The sequence below is a fragment of the Photobacterium rosenbergii genome, from assembly GCF_003026455.1.
GTDB lineage: Bacteria > Pseudomonadota > Gammaproteobacteria > Enterobacterales > Vibrionaceae > Photobacterium > Photobacterium rosenbergii.
Genome location: NZ_PYMB01000001.1, coordinates 57,563 through 76,005, shown reverse-complemented (window position 1 = coordinate 76,005; position 18,443 = coordinate 57,563). Strand labels below are relative to the sequence as shown.

Below are 18,443 nucleotides of genomic sequence, written 5' to 3'. Positions count from 1 at the left end.
ACATCCCAATTTTTATACTCTTGAATATTTCACACTGGCTAATGGCACTTTCTTGCCTAGTTTATCCAAGCCTAACATTCATCAATGGCATGTTGCTCTACTTCGCTTTAACGCCCCAAATGGTACGCAGTACGTTTTATTTTGTAAAGTCAAAAATATGTCACCAGAACTGATAAAGATCATGGATTGCAGAATTCAGCAAGCAAACGGTTTCTTGCTCGGTTTTTAGACAGACAATCGGTTACTTTTTTATTGACTTGATTGTATTTCAATCATACTCATAAAAAACATTTGAAACTGCTCACAAAAAACTGAAACCCAACAGATGCAAGCAAAAAGTTTCTTTAGCCTTTGTCACTCATTTGGCTCTGAACGACAACAAATACAATGACTATGAAGAAGACTTTCATTGCGGCTTCTATTGCGCTAACTGCTCTATCAGGCTGTAACAGTGATGACACTGTACAGACATACACTGAAGCTCGATTCGCCACTTTCAATCTTTCTTTTGATAGAGCGTCATACGAAGACTTAGTGTCAGAGATGTCGCTAACTAACAAAGAACAAAATCAACTCGTCCGTGATTTCAATAAAAACGCACTAACTGGTGATGATCTCGAAAAAGCAAAAAAAGTCATCCAAATTCGTAATGTTGCAGAAATAATCCAACGTGTTCGCCCGAATGCCTTTGTCCTAGCCGAGTTCAACAACGATGGTAAAGGCGAGGATATGCGTGCACTAAATGGTTTCCAAGATAACTATTTGGCGTACTCACAAAAAGACGAAACACCAATCTTCTTTGCTTACAAGAAAAACGTAGCAACCAATACTGGTCTGCAAAGTGGTTTCGACCTAGACAACTCTGACAGCATTGCCGACATCGAAGGCCGTGCTGGTGACGATGCATGGGGCTTTGGTGACTACCATGGCCAATACGCCTTTGCTGTATTCTCTCAATTCGAGATCGATGAAGCCAATGTACGTACTTTCCAGCACTTCAAATGGAAGGACATGCCTGACGGTAAAGGGAACGCGAAGACAGACAACATTAAGATTGCCACTTGCGAAGGACTAGATAAAGATAACAACAAAATTAATATCTGTCCTGAAGGTAAAAAAGTCGGCGATAATTGGTACTCCGATATGGCTTGGGATCAATTCCCAGTTTCTTCGAAAAACCACGCCGATATTCCTGTCATCATTCCGAAAGCTAATGGTGAAAAAGAAGTGGTTCACTTCTTGGTCTCACACCCTGCCCCACCGATTTTCGACAACGCAGCTAAACATAACACGCAGCGCAACCGTGCCGAGTTGAAGTTCTGGAATGACTATATTGCTTCAGAAACCTACTTCTACGATGACCAAGGCCATACAGGTGGTCTAGCGGCTGGCAGCAACTTTGTGATTGCAGGCGATCTAAACGCTGATCATGAAATGGGAGACGGTGATCAAGAAGTTATTGGAAATCTTCTTAATAGCTCATTGGTAAATACACGAGCGACAATTGGTGACTATTCGCCTCAGAGCCTTGGCGGCCGTTATTGCCTGGATAGCAAAGTTTGTAAGCAGGACAACGTGAATACCCCTCATCCACTAAACATTACTAGCACTAGTGGTCTGCGCTTAGATTACGTGATTCCTTCCGCAACATTAGAAGTGAAAGGTTCCGGCGTATTCTGGCCAGTTGAAGGTCAAGACGGTTACCACCTGGTGTTCGATGAATCACTCAACAAGGATTACCCTCACAGCAAGTCTGTGTCTTCTGACCACCGCATGGTATGGGTAGATTTGGATTTGTCTAAATAATCCCCCAAATAGACAAAGCCTCACCATAGGGTGAGGCTTTGATTTACTGAATAATATTTACGACTTACTTTAACGAACGTCCCTGAGTGTTGATCACTTCCTGATACCAACTGAAACTCTTCTTGCGCTTGCGCTCCAGGGAACCGGTGCCGTTATCATGGCGTTCAACATAGATAAAGCCATAACGCTTGCTCATTTCAGCGGTTGAGTTAGCGACCAAATCGATAGGCCCCCAACTGGTGAAACCCATCAGTTCAACGCCATCCAGTAAGGCTTCTCTCGCCTGCACCAAATGATCATTGAGATACTGAATACGGTAGTCGTCTTGGATCTCACCGTTCTCATCAATTTCATCACGCGCACCCAAGCCATTTTCCACAATAAACAACGGCTTCTGGTAACGGTCATACAAGAAGTTCAACAGGATCCGTAGCCCTTTCGGATCTATTAACCATCCCCACTGGCTTTTCTCCAAATACGGGTTTGGTACGCTATCAACAATATTGCCGACTTCTTTCTGTTTAGGATCAGCACTGGCGCAACCACTGGCATAATAACTAAATGAAATAAAATCGACTGATGCACTAGCTATAGCTTCCAAGTCGCCGTCTGCCATTGCTATCTCAATATTATTTTCGCGGAAGTAACGCAGCATGTATCCCGGGTATTTACCACGGGTTTGCACATCACCAAAGAACAGCCACTTGTTGTTCTCTTGCATCGCTGCAAGGACATCATCCGGGTTACAGGTATACGGATAGTTAATCGCGCCAAGCAGCATATTGCCGATTTTGCCATCCGGAATAATTCGCTGGCACAACTTTACCGCTTTTGCATTGGCCACTAACTGGTGGTGTATCGCCTGGTAAATAGCCTGCTCACTGGCATCTTCCTGCAACCCCACTCCAGTAAAAGGCGCGTGCAATGACATATTGATTTCATTGAATGTCAGCCACAACTTTACTTTGTCTTTATAGCGTTCGAAGACGGCTGTAACGTAGCGCTCGAAAAATTCAATCAATTTGCGATCAGCCCATCCGCCATAATTTTCCACCAGCGCGTAAGGCATTTCGTAATGGGAGAGCGTCACGAATGGAGTGATGTCGTGCTTGGCTAGCTCGTCAAAAATACGATCATAATAAGCCAGTCCCGCTTCATTCGGCTCTAGCTCATCACCATTAGGAAAAATCCTACTCCAGGCAATAGACAACCGAAGGCAATTGAACCCCATCTCCTTGAACAAAGAAATATCTTCTGGGTAGCGGTGGTAAAAATCAATTGCTACGTCCTTGATACCAGCCGTCCGCTCCTCACGGGTTTGGTGAGGACTCAATATACCAGATGGCAGCATGTCAGACGTCGACAACCCTTTGCCATCAAGATTGTAAGCACCTTCAACCTGGTTGGCAGCAATTGCCCCACCCCACAAGAATTCTTTCGGAAACTGATTCATCGTTACCCCTATTGAGACCCTATTGAGTCATAATGTTCAAATACCCACGACTGACGCCAGGCACAACAAACTGAATATAGAGCTAGTATCTTTCAATATAAGGAAAAGAAATAGAGCGCGTTTTCAGTTAAATTCTTCCTCAAATAAGTCACAATCAGCAAGTCTCTCGCCAATGACCGCCACCTCCCTTAAAATAAGGAAAATAAATAAGGAACGAGTTCCTGATATTAAGAGTGATTGATGAAAGACCACAGAGCATTCCAGTACTACTCCCGTTTGCTTTCCTTCGAAGCCAAACAGGATAACTTTACCTCATTGGCCGAAATCGCAGAGGTGCTCTGCACCACGCCCCGTCATAGCAGGACACTTCTGCAACAGCTACAAGAGAGAGGATGGTTGAGCTGGACCCCCAAAGTGGGAAGAAATCAACGCTCTATTTTACACCTTCGCTTTTCACTTATGGAGCTACAGCAACAGCTTGCCAAGCGAATGATCGAGGGTGGGCAATATAAAAAGGCGCTTGAACTGGTCAATGGGGACCAAAACCAATTCGCTGCCTTGCTTCAGCAAACCTCTGGAGCAACGCTGCGTGAAGGCCAGCTACATATCCAACTGACTTACCAACGTATTTTCAGCCATTTACTGCCGCACAAACCGCTTCGCAATAGCGAGCGTTTTTTGGTTCGCCAAGTCTATGCGTGCCTGACATCCTGCGACGAAACTGGACAAATCCATCCACAATTGGCTCATCATTGGCAGCACAATGAAGACGCTACGGTGTGGCGGTTCTATATCCGGCCTCAACTCCGGTTCCACTCAACCAGACCTATTGATGCCCCCCTGATCAGCGAACTGTTTAACCAACTAAAAAGCTTGCCAGAATACCGGCAAGAACTATCACATCTGGTAAAAACCTCAGCCAGCCATCAATGTGTCACCTTTGAGCTAGACTCGCCTGATTTAGGGTTTGCCGGCTTGCTGTCAGATCTGCGTTATTCCATTCAGCCACCGCTACAGCTAGCCAATAACCAGAGCGATAGCATTGATGGCTGCGGCCCCTTTCAGGTAATAGAGCAATCAGACAAACGGCTTCGCCTGCAGGCATTTGAGCATTACTTCTCACTTCGTTCGCTGACCGATACAGTGACTATCTGGCAGTTTGACCAAACCCCAAGCGAGCGGATCCAATTTAGCCGCAGTGGTCAAGATAGTTCAAACGCCCCCATAGAACACCCTGCACACCTATTAAAAACTAATGATGCAGAGGCAAACAGCTCACAGTCGCGTATCGAAAATGGCTGTATCTATTTATTGTTCAATATGAATTCTAAACCGCACCCCCTCAGCTTCGCACAAAGAAAATACCTAAGTAAGCTATTTTCCCCTAGCTTGATCCTCGCTCGAGAGGGTTTATCTGAATTGCTGCTAGCCTCAGAGCCTGCAAACAGTTTGCTGCCGGGCTGGACCAAGGTTCAACCGCAAGAAATGGAACAAACACCACTTCCAGACAGGCTAGATATAGCGGCCTATGATCATCTGGTGATCCTTGATTGTGCCAATGCACTCTGCGCAAAATTAAACCAAATGGGCATCGCCAGTCAGGTCAATGTCTACCCTTTCTCCGAACTGCACCAGCAGGCTGAACAAGGCGTGTTGGAAGAAGCAATCGTGATAGCCAGCTTAAATGTGGATGACAACCTGCCGGTATCGGTCTTTCGATGGTTTTGCTCTAACCCTATCCTGCACCACGGCCTATCAAGCGAGGCCAAGTGCTGGCTCAATGAGCAGTTAGGCGATATCCGCCAAAACTGCGATGTGGGTGGTTATCTGAATAAACTCGAATCTATCGGGACAACAATGCAGTATGAAAATTGGCTAACGCCACTGTTTCATCACAGGCAGACCTTGCGTTGGCGAGGTGTGTTGCAGGGAGTAACAATGACCGACTGGTCTTGGCCTGACTTCAAAAATGTTTGGACGGATGAGTAGTGTTCAAGAAGATAGCAAATGAACAGGCGAGCCAAATTGCTCGCCTTTTATCTGATTAGTGCAAAAAAACAGACACCTTAACTTCCAGCCTGATCATGGTGCTGGGTTAGTTGCTTATAAAGCTTATCTTTCAACACCATGCGCTGCTGTTTCAATTCATGCATGCTGGTGTCATCAATCGGGCTACCTGATATCTCCAACTGGCGGATATCGTAATCAAGTTCATGGTAGCGCTGCAGTTCGGCTTTGAACCTTGGGTCATCGTGGTTCAGTTGAACTATATCTAGTTTGAGTTCTGGAAAATCTAAAATAAACGCGTGGTTCTCATTTAGCATCGGCAATCCCTCAATAATTGGCTCATCACCTAGTATAGAGCCACCTTATTGGGAAAACTGTGCCATAGACATCCCTCTGGAAAATCAGCTATAACGCCACATCTTGCCACTGCCCCCCAAGCAGGACTCTCTGCTGTCGGTAGCCGGCTTGCAAAAGAATTTCACGGCAGCGTTGGTGGTGGACGCCCAAATGGTATGGTGCGTGGGCATCGGCATTAATTTGAATGGGGATATTTCTCGCTTTTGCTTGTTTGAGCAACCAAGGGGAAGGATAGACATCATCGGTTGCACCGCGCAGCATACCACCGTAATTCACTTCCAAAATAACACCAGATTTAGCAACGTCATCCAAGGTTGATATCGCCACCTCCCTATACCAATGGGAGTCTTCGTCAAAAAACTTGAGTGCCTTATTATGCTTTTTGACCAGATCGTAATGACCAAGAATATCAAAGCCCCCTTCCCCGCATAGTTGGCCGACTCTCCGGAAATAGGTTTCAATCATATCTCGGGCGCTGCCCTGATAAACCTCGTTCAGCAAAGTCTTGAACTCATCATGGGGACCATCGACACTTAGCATCGGATAACGCTCGTCTGGCGCTGCCAGTGTATGAACCGAACCTATTTTGTAGTCAAGGCCCAGCGCATCCCACTTGGTATCTCTCGGTGAGAGAAGGCCGCGAATATAATCAACCTCCAGCCCTAAATAGACCTCGATATCAGTATCCGCTTTAAGTGCATTGATCTCTTCGACATATGCGTCAAGGTTTTCCTGTTGCATGCAGAAATCATTTTCAAAAGGCAGGGGGGCATGGGAGCTAAAACCGATAGCCTTGAAGTTGAGTTGCTTTGCCTGTTCAACCATATCAAGTGGTGAGCCCTTACCATCACAGTAATGGCAATGAGTATGAAAGTTGGTAAGCAACATCGTGAGCCTCCCTGGCTACAAAACACTATGAACTTGTATATTATCGACTTCGCCAGATAAATACACACAAATAAAGTGGTGAATATTCTTATCTATTCAATTGCCAATCGACGTTGCATAGCCGTTCGATAAACCACTCCAATGCTTTTCCTTCCTGCCCTTTATGCCAGGCAATATATACATCCTGATCCGGCCTTGGAATTTCGCACAGCTTTGCCACTAACTCACCAGTATCCAGATAGGGCCTTGCCATGTGCTCAGGGAGAAAGCCCACACCCAAGCCGTTTAGTTGTGCCCGCAACTTGGAAGCCATCGAATTCACTCTGATCACTTGCTTGCTATTAAACTGACCGCTATCGCGAACAGGAAGCAGCTGGGAAGTATCTGATACGACAACGGCAGGATATTGGGCAATCCTATCTGCTTCCAATACACCTTCAACGTGCGCCAAAGGATGATGTGGCGCAACGGCGAACACAAATGACAAACTGCCGATATTGTGAGTTTGAAAAAGGCCTTTGGGCAACTCCCCTGTAGCACCAATCACAATGTCAGCCCGCCCGCTATGAAGAGCATCCCAGCCACCACCGAGCACTTCCACGCCAAGGGAAACATCCACGTTATGGTCTAGTTGGGTAAACTCTCCGACCTGTTCAAAGAGGACAGATTCCGATATTACGGTATCCCTTGCGATTCGAATTTCGCTCTCCCAACCGGACTCCAATTGCTGGACAGAGTCCACCAACCTGTTGGTAGCCAAAAGGATTTCCCGTCCATGTTCCAGAACAAGCTGGCCGGCCGGTGTCAATTTGGCCCGCTGTTTAGTCCTATCAAACAATGCTACGCCCATATCCTCTTCCAGCTTCTTGATGGTATAGGTCAGTGCCGAGGGGACTTTGAACAGAGACTCTGCGGCAGCAGCAAAACTGCCCTTCTTGTCTATCGCATCCAACGCCCTGAGAGCATCTATAGTGATTGCCTGTTGCATTGCCACACCCTTTATTCAAAATTTTTGAAGTTAAGATTCAAATCATTCCGATTTTCCTTTCAATCTAGCACGCCTAAAATTTGATTCAACAACGACTGACAAGCTATTGGATTGCTTAGTCCAGAATTGAATTAATTTGAATATAGTAGGTGGAGGAAAGGAAATGCTCACAGTACGTAAGGCGCAAGATCGTGGACAAGCCAACTTCGGCTGGCTCGACAGTCACCATACCTTCTCTTTCGGCAGTTACTACGACCCACAGCATATGGGTTTCTCTGCACTTAGGGTTATCAATGATGATGTCGTCAAACCCGGCGCAGGATTCGATACCCATGGCCATAAAGATATGGAAATCATCAGCTATGTGTTGGAAGGCAGTATTGAGCACAAAGATAGCGAGGGGAATATCCAAACGCTCCCTGCCGGTGAATTCCAACTGATGTCGGCAGGCCGAGGGATTTACCATAGCGAATATAATGCTTCAGCAGGCCAAGATCTGCGATTTCTGCAAATCTGGATCCAGCCAAATGTATTTGGCAATAAGCCTGGCTACCAGCAGAAAGATTTTGGTAAACAGAATGGCTTAACACCCATTGCAACTCCCAATGGCGAAAAAGGGACACTGCAAATAAAACAAGATGCATCCCTATACCAATTAATTCTACAACCTGGACAGCAGATTGATTTTGAAGTAACAAATGGCAGGAATATCTATCTTCACCAAGTCAGCGGAAAACTAACAGTCGGAAATACTGAGCTTGAAGCAGGAGACGGTGCAAAGGTTGAACAACTAACCAAGATATCAATGGCAAATGACAAGCAAGAGCCTGTCACGGCACTTTTGTTTGACTTGCCATAGGACGCTGAGGTAAATGGGGAAGGTAAGTAAAAGCCCCCAAAAAAGCCTATGCTCACCCAGAGCATAGGCTTTGATACACCTCTGGAGGTTTATCCACTAAGCTATGCGCACTCTGTCTCAAAAGCTTTGAGTACTTGCCTATCGTTTTCGACCCGTTTGATCCAGCCATCAGCTTCCATACGGTTTAGCAATGGGATCATATATTTTCGGGATAAACCAGTACGTTCCCTGGCTTCAGAAATGGCAAACCGCTCCCCTTCAGAATATCCCTGCAGCAAGTCGTGCACCAACTCCTCATAGAGAGAGGCAAGGTAGTAAATCTTGCCTTCCATCGGTACGGCAAAGCCTAACCTGACGAGGTTCCTCAGCTCCTTCTGAGCCCCGGGAATTTTCTCTTTATCCGCTTCATAACCTTGTTTACCGGCCTGCTCCATATGCTCGAGGATCTTCTTCGCCGTCGGAGAAAGCTGCGCCTCATTTTGACCGCAGCCAAGAGAATAATGTTCGTTGCTCTTGCGCAGCTTACCTTCTACGACAAATAAATCGAGAACAGCAGTAAGAGGAGATGCATCCATTTGCACTTTGCCGCTCAGTTCAATAGCCGATAAATCAATTTGGCCCTGCTTCAACACCGCCTCTACCTGCTGGTAGGTTTGGTTGAAACACTCCTCGGTAAACAGCCACTCGCCACACACCTTATACCCTGACTCATCAAGTGCTTGCTCCCCACGTTTGGCAAAGCCATAGAGAGACATATTGATAGTGACATAGTCTTCCCACGCAGGACGCTCCGGCATCGCCATCAGAAGATCGTAGAGTTTGTTACGATAGCTTTTGGCTACCGCTCCCGACCAAACAATAGCCCCGCAATTGAGAATTCGGCTACCACCATGTTGGATCAACAAAGCACGTTGATTCCAAAAGCAACTCGCAGGCTCTTTCAGGCGCAATCTGGCAATGTTAGTGCCTTTGAAAACAAATATTTTGGCCAGTGTATTGAACGTACCAAAGGCCACTTCCACTTCGCTGTTATTTCGGCACTTATTTTCAAACAATTGGCTATCAAGACGGACAATCAGTTCATCGGTGACAAAAGACGCTCCTTTACGGCTGGTAAGGCAAAAGCCGCGCTCAACCTCTTTCTTCTTGATACCCTTCAAACCAATAGCCACACGGGAAACCGGCTTGGCCAACTCGATATTCTGATGGTAAGACTGCAGACTTTTCACCTGCACCTCACGTCCGCTAGGCTGCATGTAAAGCTTTTGGCCGACAGCAAATTCGCCACCGCATAGGCTCCCCGTCACCGTGGTACCGACGCCATTTACCGTAAACACACGGTCAATATATAAGTGGCCGTGACGCTCGTTGTCTTCCCTTTCGTCATCTACGCTGCCATCAAGCTTATTGCAGATATGATGTCGCAGGCCATCAATCCCTTCTCCTTTATGGGCAGACACCGTTACAGAGTCTGGAATAAAGCCTGCGATATCGAGAAATTGCTCAAGTGATTCCTCTTCAACCAGTGCCAGCATCTCATCATCGACCAAATCAGATTTGGTGATCACCAAGGTAACATTCTCAATACCCATAGAGGCAATCACCTTGAGGTGATCGGTCGACATCTGCATCCAGCCCTCATCGGCCGCCACCACAAACAACACCATATCGAGGCTCCATACCCCGGCAACCATGTTGCGGATGAAGCGCTCGTGTCCAGGTACGTCGATCACCCCTACCGGTTCACCGTTCTGGTGCTTGAAATAGGCGAAACCCAAATCAATCGTCATCCCCCGCTTTTTCTCTTGCGGTAAATGGGCAGTGTCTATCCCGGTCAATGCTTTGATCAACGCCGATTTACCGTGATCAACATGGCCTGCAGTGCCAACAACATAACTCATCGCAACACCTCCGCTAATTGGCTTCGCAAGTATGGAATTTCAGTGGCTTCTATTGTTGCCATATTGAGCTGAACCTTGTCGCGCTTGATCACCCCGATCACCGGAAGTGGCCATTGCCTCATTACGGCCAGTAACTTTTCCGGGGAACGCTGGAAAGCGGGTTGGCTAGGGTTGATCTGAACTGACCATGAGGGATCATCCTGATCAGGCAGCGATCCTCCCCCAACCGTCATTTCTGACGGGACTACTGTCAGCAAACCATTGAAGCCTAAGACAAGTTCTTTGGCCCTTTGCTCTAGCAGGGTCAGTTCTGCCGTGCTTTTGCTTTCGGCAACCCCTTTGCCTTCTAATTGCTGGTTTAGCTTTCTCACGACCAGTTCTTCAAGCAGGGAGTAAACAATCCGGCTGGGGCGAAAAGCCCTCATCATCGGGTTTTTCTCAAGCTGCTTTATGAGGGCGTCTTTACCCGAAATCATACCTGCCTGAGGCCCGCCAAGTATTTTGTCCCCGGAATAACAAACCAAGTCAGCCCCTGAATCGATGTAACTGGCTACGGTTGGTTCATCGGGCATCTGCTCGGTCGTTGTACCGGAACCTTGGTCAACGGCCAGGATGACATGTTCTGGCAGGGCCTTTGCCAGCTCTTTGATATCAGGAGATTCTGTAAAACCCCGGATCTTGAAGTTTGAGGTATGGACAATCAAAACCAAGGCCGTCTCTTCAGTGATAGCATCGAGATAGTCTTGTGTAGTCGTAATGTTGGTTGTCCCCACCTCCACCAGCTTTGCACCTGACAAGGCCAAGATATCTGGAATTCTAAAGCCGCCACCGATCTGGATTTGCTCGCCACGAGAAACGATCACTTCCTTACCTTTGGCTAACTCGTGTAGCAGCAAGTAGATTGAGGACGCATTGTTATTTACAACTAGTGTGTTTTCGCCCTTAACAAGGTATTGCATCAGTTGCTGGAGGAGCCCCTTACGCTTGCCCCGCTTACCCGTGCTCAAATCGATTTCAAGGTTGCTGTAATGGGTGTTTACCTCGGTAACCTGCTGCCAAAGCTCGGCATTAATCGGCGAACGGCCCAAGTTGGTATGAACAATAACCCCAGTACCATTGATTACCCGCTGCAACCGCTGCTGGTTCATCAACCAACAGGCCTGCTCTATGTTGTGGTATAACTGCTCGAGCGAGAAAGGATGATTGTCTGGATCTTGCAAGTGCTGCTTCTTATAGATGGAGACTTGCTCACGAACCGCGTCAGCCACCATAGGACGGCTTAAACGCTCAATGAAAGGTGCCAGAAAAGCTTGCTGGAGGATTTTTTCAATTTGTGGAATTGACGATAAGGTGCTTATTGCCATGATAAAGCCCCATAAGTTTAAAAATAAAACTGTCAAAATCAATATTCTAACAGCTATGAATTAAGTAAGGCTTTGAAAAAGTCAGGGACAATAATAAAAGAAGACTTGATATAGAATCAGTGGTATTAAAATGCCGCCGTCATTTTTCACCCCTGAATAAAACAAACGAAAATTCGATTTTTTATAATTTCCGAATGTTTAGAAATGAGTTGGCGGAAGGAGCAGGAATCGAACCTGCCAAAGCCTATTCAGCTCACGTCGGTTTTGAAGACCGGGAGGGCCACCAGACCCCATCCACTTCCGCGTTTCGATGAGGCAAATATAACTATAATAATCATTAAGTTAAAGCAAAAAACAATCATTATGTGAACTTACAGGCAAAGTGAAAACATTATGCAACCAAATGTATTCAACTGTGCGTCAGTTAACATTATTTCAATTCAATATAATTTTGCTTTCTGCGCTTTTATCAGTTTCAAATACAGAAAAATCACAGCAAATTAACATCATCCATAATCTAACTTATCTGAACTATTAGATTTCTTTGAACACTCACTTTTTCGATAAAATAACTAGTAAGATCAAATTTGTGCGTTGGAAATAAAACTATAATACGGCGGGATATTAAAACTATAATGGACAAGAACGTGAGATACGACAGATTAGAAATTATCAGCAACAACTTGAGCCTTGCGACCTTATCAAACCACGTCACTATCACACATCGTGATCATATTCTGGATGTACTGACTTTAACCCGTGACAAAATCCATCTTGGGGCGCGGCTTGTCTCCCACCCTTTGGCGGGTAGCGTTAAACCACACGAAACACCTTACCGGAGCATTGTACTGCTCAACCAGCAAGAGGGACTCGACATGGATTCGCTCAATACCATTGAGCAGGCCATCGAACGCTACCAAATCCTGTGTCAACCCAACCCGGATCATATGACGTTAACTGCCGCAGACATTCATCGCCTGTTCCCAGAGAAGCAAAACCGTGACTTCCAGTTCATCGACCTGCAACTGATCAAATCAAGCTTAAGTGCAATGGGGATTCGATTTGCTGATTACCAAGCTGCTGTCGTTTAACCCTACACAACATTTTTAGAGGTTGCCTCCAGAACAGTGCAGCCTCTCTACATCCCCCCTTCTTCCCTTTTCTGCATTGTCTCCATGCCTTGTAGTCACCTTCACTCAAAAGGTAACTTCTCTACGAGGGCCTTCAAAACAGCCTTTATTGCGTGACACCGCTCAAACTTTTTAGTCAAAATTATCACTAAAGTCGCTCCATCTCCACCAAGCAAACGATCAACTGACGCGAGCGTAACATTATGAAACTTACTCCACGCAAACCACTAGCCGTAGCAATGATGCTATCTCTGGCCGGTTTCTCATCACTGTCTTTGGCCGAAATAAAAGAAGTCACCCTGCTTCACACCAATGATATCGAAAGTGTTTACGAGCCTGTCGATGCTTTCTGGAATGAAGACATTACCCGAATTGGCGGCATTCCATACCTTGCGACACTGATCAAACAAGTTCAAGCCGAAGAAGCAACCAGCTTTTTGCTTGATGCTGGTGATATTTATACTGGCTCATTGTCTAAGAAAACCCTCGGCAAACTTTCTTTCGACCTTTACAGTGCGATGGGTTATGACGTAATCACTCTGGGTAACCACGAATTCGAATATGGCTGGGAGTCATTGCGTGACACCATGCCTCGTGCACGATTCCCGGTTTTGAATGCCAACATTGTGTATGAAAACGGTGATGTGCAATTTGCCCAGCCTTACACCATCCTTGAACGTGACGGGGTAAGAATTGGTGTTGTCGGCGTAATGGGTATCGATGCATTTTACAACACCATGTGGAAAGGCAACCGCAAAGGTCTGACAATTAAGGATCCTATCGAAACCGCACAATATTGGGTCGATGAGATCCGTGATGAAGTCGATATGGTAGTTGTCCTGACCCACCAGAACAAAACCGCCCCGATGCAAACTGACAAAGAAGCCGATCCGGAAGTACAGCGTGGTTTCGAAGAAGATTATGAAATGGCGGGTAAACTCAAAGGAGTTGATGTCATCTTCGGCGGTCACTCGGATCACGGCCTGTGGGAACCTGTTGTCCACCCAGAAACCGGTACGGTTATTGGTTTGACCTTCGGACAGGGCAAATACCTAGGCTACACCAAGTTCGAAATCGACACTGATAAAAACTCGGTAAAATTACTGGACGGCAAACTGATCCCAGTCGAATCGGATAAATTAGCGCGAGATCCTAAAACTAGCCAACTTATCGAGGACGCACGCCAACAATACCCTCAGCTAGCTGAAGAATTAGCAACCATTGATGCAACTGCTTTCCGCCGTTATTACCGTGAGTCGAATATCGGTAACCTAGTTGCAGATATGATGAAAGAAGCGGGCAACGCAGATATTGCCATGATCAGCTCAGGTAGTATCCGTGTTGACCTAAACCAAGGTCCGATAACCATGGAAAACGTCATGAACGTTTTCCCATTCACCGACACACTCTCGGTGGTTTCCCTCACCGGCGCCCAGGTTAAAGAGTTACTGGAATATAGCTATACCTTACCTTATGGCCTTGCCCAGTTCGCCGGTATTGAAGCCACTTATGATAGCACCAAACCTGAGAACCAACGCTTGCTCAGCTTAGATATCAATGGCGAAGCGGTTGATCCAGCCAAATCATACCGAGTCGCTACCTACTCATATGCTGCAAGCGGAGGTGATGGATACCATGTCTTCGCTGAAGGTAAGCTTGAATCTCAGGGCGATCTGGTAATGCAGGTATTAATCGACGCTTTCAAGCAGACAAAGACTGTCTCAGTCCCTGAACTGGGTAGACAAATTGACGTCAGCGAAAAGTAACTTCACCTATATCGCGTTAAAATAGAAATAGATTGAGCCACTGATAGATAAGGGCGGTAGTTACCGCCCTTGCTTGCGACGACATTTACGGGTACCAGGTGTTTCGAACTGAATATAACGGCTGTAAATCTTTTGGTTGTGAGAACCTCGGCAACCCAGATCTTAGCCTCTACACTCCATCAACACGCTTGGGTTACCCAGCTTATTTCTGCCCAAGTTGTGGCGCTTATCCGCCCAAACTTCTCAACCAACCCATTTTGGGCCTTGCCTATCACATCGACAGACAACGCCATAATGCAATCTCTCAGTTTGCCCCCCAATGTAAATGCCAACAAAGCATTTCCTTAGCGAGCCATAACAATTGGCGGTTATATGATAAAACCCGAATCGGCACCCTGCGAGTCCAGTGTCGCCATTGCCATACGGTTGCAAGCTTGACCAACCCGCAAAAATTAGCCAACACTCTGCAGCCATTAATGGCTTTACTAGAATCAGGTACCGCGGCAGGCGAGTTATTAACTCAATCAAACTTAAACAAGAAGCTCTTTTATCAACGCCTCCACAAGCTCGCCCTATTACTTGAAACGTTCAGTGCCCTATATGAAGAGAAGTGGCTTAACGAGCAGCAATCCTTGTCCCTTCACACCCGTAGCCATGTTTTACGCTGCCGTTCGGGCTTAACGAGCGTAAAGCATCTTGGCCTTGATTGCTGGCTACTTTCAACGGTAGATAACCAAACGGGTTATCAGTTTTTGATAAGCGATAACCTTTTACCCCAAAGCAAAGCGGAGCAGGACTTGGGACAGGCTTGCGAAGAGCTGGGAGAATATACGCTTGATGAGATTGAGCAGCCCGTCTTGCCCTCACACAATATTTTGGAAACGGCTAAACAGACTTACCACAAAATCATGTCTCGCCAGCAGTTTGACAAATTGGCGTACTGCACAAGAGAATTCGCTAAATCCAACGAAGGGACACTACTGCGCCCTGTTTACGCAGCCCACGCCCATATGCAGAACCTCAGGCTACGCCTCTCTGAAAAGCAAAATATAAGCCTGGTGCTAGAACACGAAAGTTTCATTAGAGGTGCTGCAATCACCGCTTTTGCCGATCAAGTCAAACCAAATACTGCGGCCGCCGATGGAGCGGTAAATTTATACTATTTACATACTTTTCGCTGCCAGTCGCCAGCATCACTGGCTGGTGCTTCAGCCAGCAATACAAAAAAACTCAGTTGGTGGCATGAAAAGTGGCACCAGTTCAGCCATCAATATCAAAATGATCACTGGCAACTTGGGATTGGTGTGCTGACCCAAAACGCGGAAATTGACCATTCACTCATACAAACAGTCACCCCTACCCGCCCAGATTGGCACCAGCAGTTCTGGTATCTCTTCGATATGTGGCTTCCTGCATCGGCCCGCAAAAAAATCAGCCATGCTCAACTTGTGCAATTGATCAGCATTTTTCGTTATATCTATAACTTTTCCGGGAAATACATCTCGTCGGGCTTATATCAAAAGCATGAGGATTGCCCCATCGTTTTCGACTGGTGCTCGGTTGAAAGGCTAGCAGAGCTTGTTAACCAACAATACATCAAATGACATAACTCTAACTTTAACTCCTTAGAAAGAAAGTAAAATAATTATAGGTATCAAAAATAACTAAGGGATGTCATGTCGAATTTACAGACTCAAGATTCGATGTATAGTCATCGTTGGCAGCCAGAGAATGTGGGCCGGGTAACCATAGTTTGCTCAGAACATCAGTTGAACTGGTTACATGACACAGAAATCGCCGGAGTGGAAGTTATCATCACGACCGCTGCTAATTGCTCTAAGTACAATTTAAAGCGGATCCCTTCGATCTTGTTTCATGAGCATGGATTGATTACTTGCGGTATCAAACTTTCGACGGCGATTCAGGATTTAGAAAAAATGCTGTTGCGAAAATCGAAGTACCAGAGAAGTAACGATTACTAATACGGTGTGGTGGACGTTTTTGCTATAGCATATCCACCGCATTGGTTAAATGCAGCAAAGGCCTGCAACTCTTGATCGAGTGCCTCAATGAAAGCCTCTTTCGCTTTCAGTGAGTTTTCCAGGAACAAGTGGATCACATCAAGCCTCGAATTCTTCTTATCCACTTTACAGTCGGCTCTGGCAACCAACCTACCACCCCACAAAATCGGCAGGCAGAAATAGCCAAATTTACGCTTTGCTGCTGGGACATAACATTCCAATTGATAATCGAAGTTGAAGATCGAGCTTGCGCGGCCTCTTTGGATCAGCAAATTATCAAACGGAGAAAGGATCTTTGCCGTTTTACGTGAAAGCCGCTGGTCAAGCAGAGCCAGTGACTCTTGAAGAACGTAATACTCAAGATTGCTAACTTTCACCTTCTCAATTTCACCGCTTTCCTGCAGATCCAATAGAGCAATAGCAACCTGCGCTTTAACCCCTTTAAGTAAATAGGTGATTTCCTGCAGGGTACCAATGGCATGGGCCTTTAGAAAGCTGACAACAAGGTAACGGGCATGCTCCTGCTCAGTCGGGACTCGGGTATCAATATGCGCAGGCAATACCCGTTCGGTGAGATCATAAACTTTATGAAATTGACGACGCTCTGTGATCATTAAATCACCCTGCATATAGAGCATTTCTAATGCCTGCTTGGTGGGTTTACTCTCCCACCCCGTCCTTTTGGCAAGTTTTGACTCGAAATCTTTGGCCATTAACGGCCCGTCCAATTCAATGCGCTTTAACACACTGGCCATCAGTTTGCGGTCTTTTTTAAACCAATGGTTCTGCTCACCAGATCTAATCGCCAGCTTTCGGGGTAAACTGAATCGGTAATCTTCCATTACCAGATAAGATGCTGCATGTGACCAATACTCGAAGGCCTGTTTTTCACTCACCAACTGCTCCAAGTGCCCCAATTGATAGTCGGGGTTGCGGCTCCAAAGCGTGTGGTGATGGGCGCGCTGCACTACAGAAATCGTATCTATCTGTACATACCCAATCCGGTTAAATGCCGACAAAGTCTTGGCATAAGCGCTACCTTTCTGTGGTTTGGCAGGAAGGCCTTGGGAGAGCAAAACCAGTTTCCGAGCTTCAGGAATAGATAGAGAGTTCATAAGATACAGTGGTTCTCCTTCCTTTGAGTATCTTGTAATTGTCACCTTTGCTTTTGTGCTTGTCCAATATGACCGGTTGCAATCTCGGCCTGGAATGCAGCTTTATCCTTAGCGCCTGGTTATAACCAAAAATTATCAAATAAATAATTTTTGATAATTTCATTTGATAGTGGTTTATCCATATACTCTCCTCATCGAAACAAATCACGTACAAAACACGTAGCAAGTCATCAGAGCCTGGAGCAAATTATGAAAATGAATCACGTAGGTATTATGGTCGGCGACATGGATAAAGCCGTTGAGTTTTACACTAACGCGCTTGGCCTGAAAGTTGTCATGGGCAACACCAAAGTAATCGAAGAACGTGAAACCGCTATCGGCAGAATGTGTATCGCTGTTTTCGGTGAAGGCTTCAAAGGCTTCAACATTGCCCACCTGGTAACCACCGACGGCATTGGTGTTGAACTTTTTGAAATGAAAGAGCGCCAAGAGCGTCACGAAGTTGATTTCTCTCGCATCGGTATTTTCCACTTCTGTCTTCAGACTGATGACTTCGCGGCAACCATTGAAAAAGTAGAGCAGTTCGGCGGTAAGGTTCGTATGGATATCATGCGCTACCACCCAGAAGATGACAACAAGCCAGCCAAAATGGTTTACCTAGAAGACCCGTTCGGCAACTTGTTCGAGCTTTACTCTCACACTTACGAAGAAACTTACGCTTCTGAGTACGAGTAAAACACAATGAAATGAAAGGATTGGCAGCAATGCCAATCCTTTTTCTTTATCAC

Annotated in this window: 14 protein-coding genes and 1 tRNA gene; 7 read left to right on the top strand and 8 right to left on the bottom strand. The window is 46.1% G+C overall.

Annotation, left to right across the window (positions count from 1 at the left end; translation table 11 throughout):
• Nucleotides 1-393 precede the first annotated feature (393 nt).
• Nucleotides 394-1,806, top strand: coding sequence for an endonuclease/exonuclease/phosphatase family protein (locus tag C9J01_RS00355; protein WP_336596054.1), 1,413 nt, complete (start codon nt 394-396; stop codon nt 1,804-1,806).
• 64 nt (nt 1,807-1,870) lie between these two features.
• Here the strand turns inward: C9J01_RS00355 and C9J01_RS00350 are convergent, their stop codons facing one another.
• Nucleotides 1,871-3,259, bottom strand: coding sequence for a glycoside hydrolase family 1 protein (locus C9J01_RS00350; RefSeq protein WP_107296127.1), 1,389 nt, complete (start codon nt 3,257-3,259; stop codon nt 1,871-1,873).
• A gap of 240 nt (nt 3,260-3,499) precedes the next feature.
• Here C9J01_RS00350 and C9J01_RS00345 point away from each other — a divergent pair, with 240 nt between their 5' ends.
• Complete coding sequence (locus C9J01_RS00345) at nt 3,500-5,248, top strand: SgrR family transcriptional regulator (protein ID WP_107296126.1); 1,749 nt, start codon at nt 3,500-3,502, stop codon at nt 5,246-5,248.
• Between the two features lie 77 nt (nt 5,249-5,325).
• Here C9J01_RS00345 and C9J01_RS00340 read toward each other — a convergent pair whose 3' ends face one another.
• The 3 genes from C9J01_RS00340 to C9J01_RS00330 all read right to left on the bottom strand — a co-directional run bounded on the left by C9J01_RS00340 (nt 5,326) and on the right by C9J01_RS00330 (nt 7,499).
• Nucleotides 5,326-5,583 carry an HP1242/YdcH family protein gene (locus C9J01_RS00340; protein ID WP_107296125.1) on the bottom strand — a complete coding sequence of 86 codons (258 nt, stop codon included), beginning with the start codon at nt 5,581-5,583 and terminating at the stop codon, nt 5,326-5,328.
• A gap of 88 nt (nt 5,584-5,671) precedes the next feature.
• Nucleotides 5,672-6,511 carry a histidinol-phosphatase gene (locus C9J01_RS00335; protein ID WP_107296124.1) on the bottom strand — a complete coding sequence of 280 codons (840 nt, stop codon included), beginning with the start codon at nt 6,509-6,511 and terminating at the stop codon, nt 5,672-5,674.
• A gap of 88 nt (nt 6,512-6,599) precedes the next feature.
• The gene (locus tag C9J01_RS00330) at nt 6,600-7,499 is read right to left on the bottom strand and encodes a LysR family transcriptional regulator (protein WP_107296123.1); all 900 of its coding nucleotides are present in this window, start codon (nt 7,497-7,499) and stop codon (nt 6,600-6,602) included.
• Nucleotides 7,500-7,662: 163 nt separating this feature from the next.
• Here C9J01_RS00330 and C9J01_RS00325 point away from each other — a divergent pair, with 163 nt between their 5' ends.
• Complete coding sequence (locus C9J01_RS00325) at nt 7,663-8,358, top strand: pirin family protein (RefSeq protein ID WP_107296122.1); 696 nt, start codon at nt 7,663-7,665, stop codon at nt 8,356-8,358.
• A 101-nt stretch (nt 8,359-8,459) separates the two neighbouring features.
• Here C9J01_RS00325 and selB read toward each other — a convergent pair whose 3' ends face one another.
• The 3 genes from selB to C9J01_RS00310 form a co-directional block, all read right to left on the bottom strand.
• Nucleotides 8,460-10,259 carry a selenocysteine-specific translation elongation factor gene (gene selB / locus C9J01_RS00320; RefSeq protein ID WP_107296121.1) on the bottom strand — a complete coding sequence of 600 codons (1,800 nt, stop codon included), beginning with the start codon at nt 10,257-10,259 and terminating at the stop codon, nt 8,460-8,462.
• Nucleotides 10,256-11,623, bottom strand: coding sequence for an L-seryl-tRNA(Sec) selenium transferase (selA, locus tag C9J01_RS00315; RefSeq protein WP_107296120.1), 1,368 nt, complete (start codon nt 11,621-11,623; stop codon nt 10,256-10,258). Before selA ends, selB begins: the two co-directional genes overlap by 4 nt.
• Before the next feature lie 210 nt (nt 11,624-11,833).
• A tRNA-Sec gene (locus tag C9J01_RS00310) sits at nt 11,834-11,925 on the bottom strand.
• A 345-nt stretch (nt 11,926-12,270) separates the two neighbouring features.
• Here C9J01_RS00310 and C9J01_RS00305 point away from each other — a divergent pair.
• The 3 genes from C9J01_RS00305 (at nt 12,271) to C9J01_RS00295 (ending at nt 16,123) form a co-directional block, all read left to right on the top strand.
• On the top strand, nt 12,271-12,714 hold the full coding sequence (locus C9J01_RS00305) for a GrdX family protein (protein WP_107297366.1): 444 nt from the start codon (nt 12,271-12,273) through the stop codon (nt 12,712-12,714).
• Nucleotides 12,715-12,956: 242 nt separating this feature from the next.
• Nucleotides 12,957-14,519: a bifunctional metallophosphatase/5'-nucleotidase gene (locus tag C9J01_RS00300; RefSeq protein ID WP_107296119.1), complete on the top strand. Its 1,563-nt coding sequence runs from the start codon at nt 12,957-12,959 to the stop codon at nt 14,517-14,519.
• 98 nt (nt 14,520-14,617) lie between these two features.
• Nucleotides 14,618-16,123 (top strand): hypothetical protein, encoded by a 1,506-nt coding sequence (locus C9J01_RS00295; protein WP_146157051.1) that lies wholly within the window; start codon nt 14,618-14,620, stop codon nt 16,121-16,123.
• Nucleotides 16,124-16,497: 374 nt separating this feature from the next.
• Here the strand turns inward: C9J01_RS00295 and C9J01_RS00285 are convergent, their stop codons facing one another.
• Nucleotides 16,498-17,655: a winged helix-turn-helix domain-containing protein gene (locus C9J01_RS00285; protein WP_107296116.1), complete on the bottom strand. Its 1,158-nt coding sequence runs from the start codon at nt 17,653-17,655 to the stop codon at nt 16,498-16,500.
• A 249-nt stretch (nt 17,656-17,904) separates the two neighbouring features.
• On the opposite strand from C9J01_RS00285, the gene C9J01_RS00280 reads away from it, so the two are divergent.
• Nucleotides 17,905-18,390, top strand: coding sequence for a VOC family protein (locus C9J01_RS00280; protein WP_107296115.1), 486 nt, complete (start codon nt 17,905-17,907; stop codon nt 18,388-18,390).
• Nucleotides 18,391-18,443: the final 53 nt, after the last annotated feature.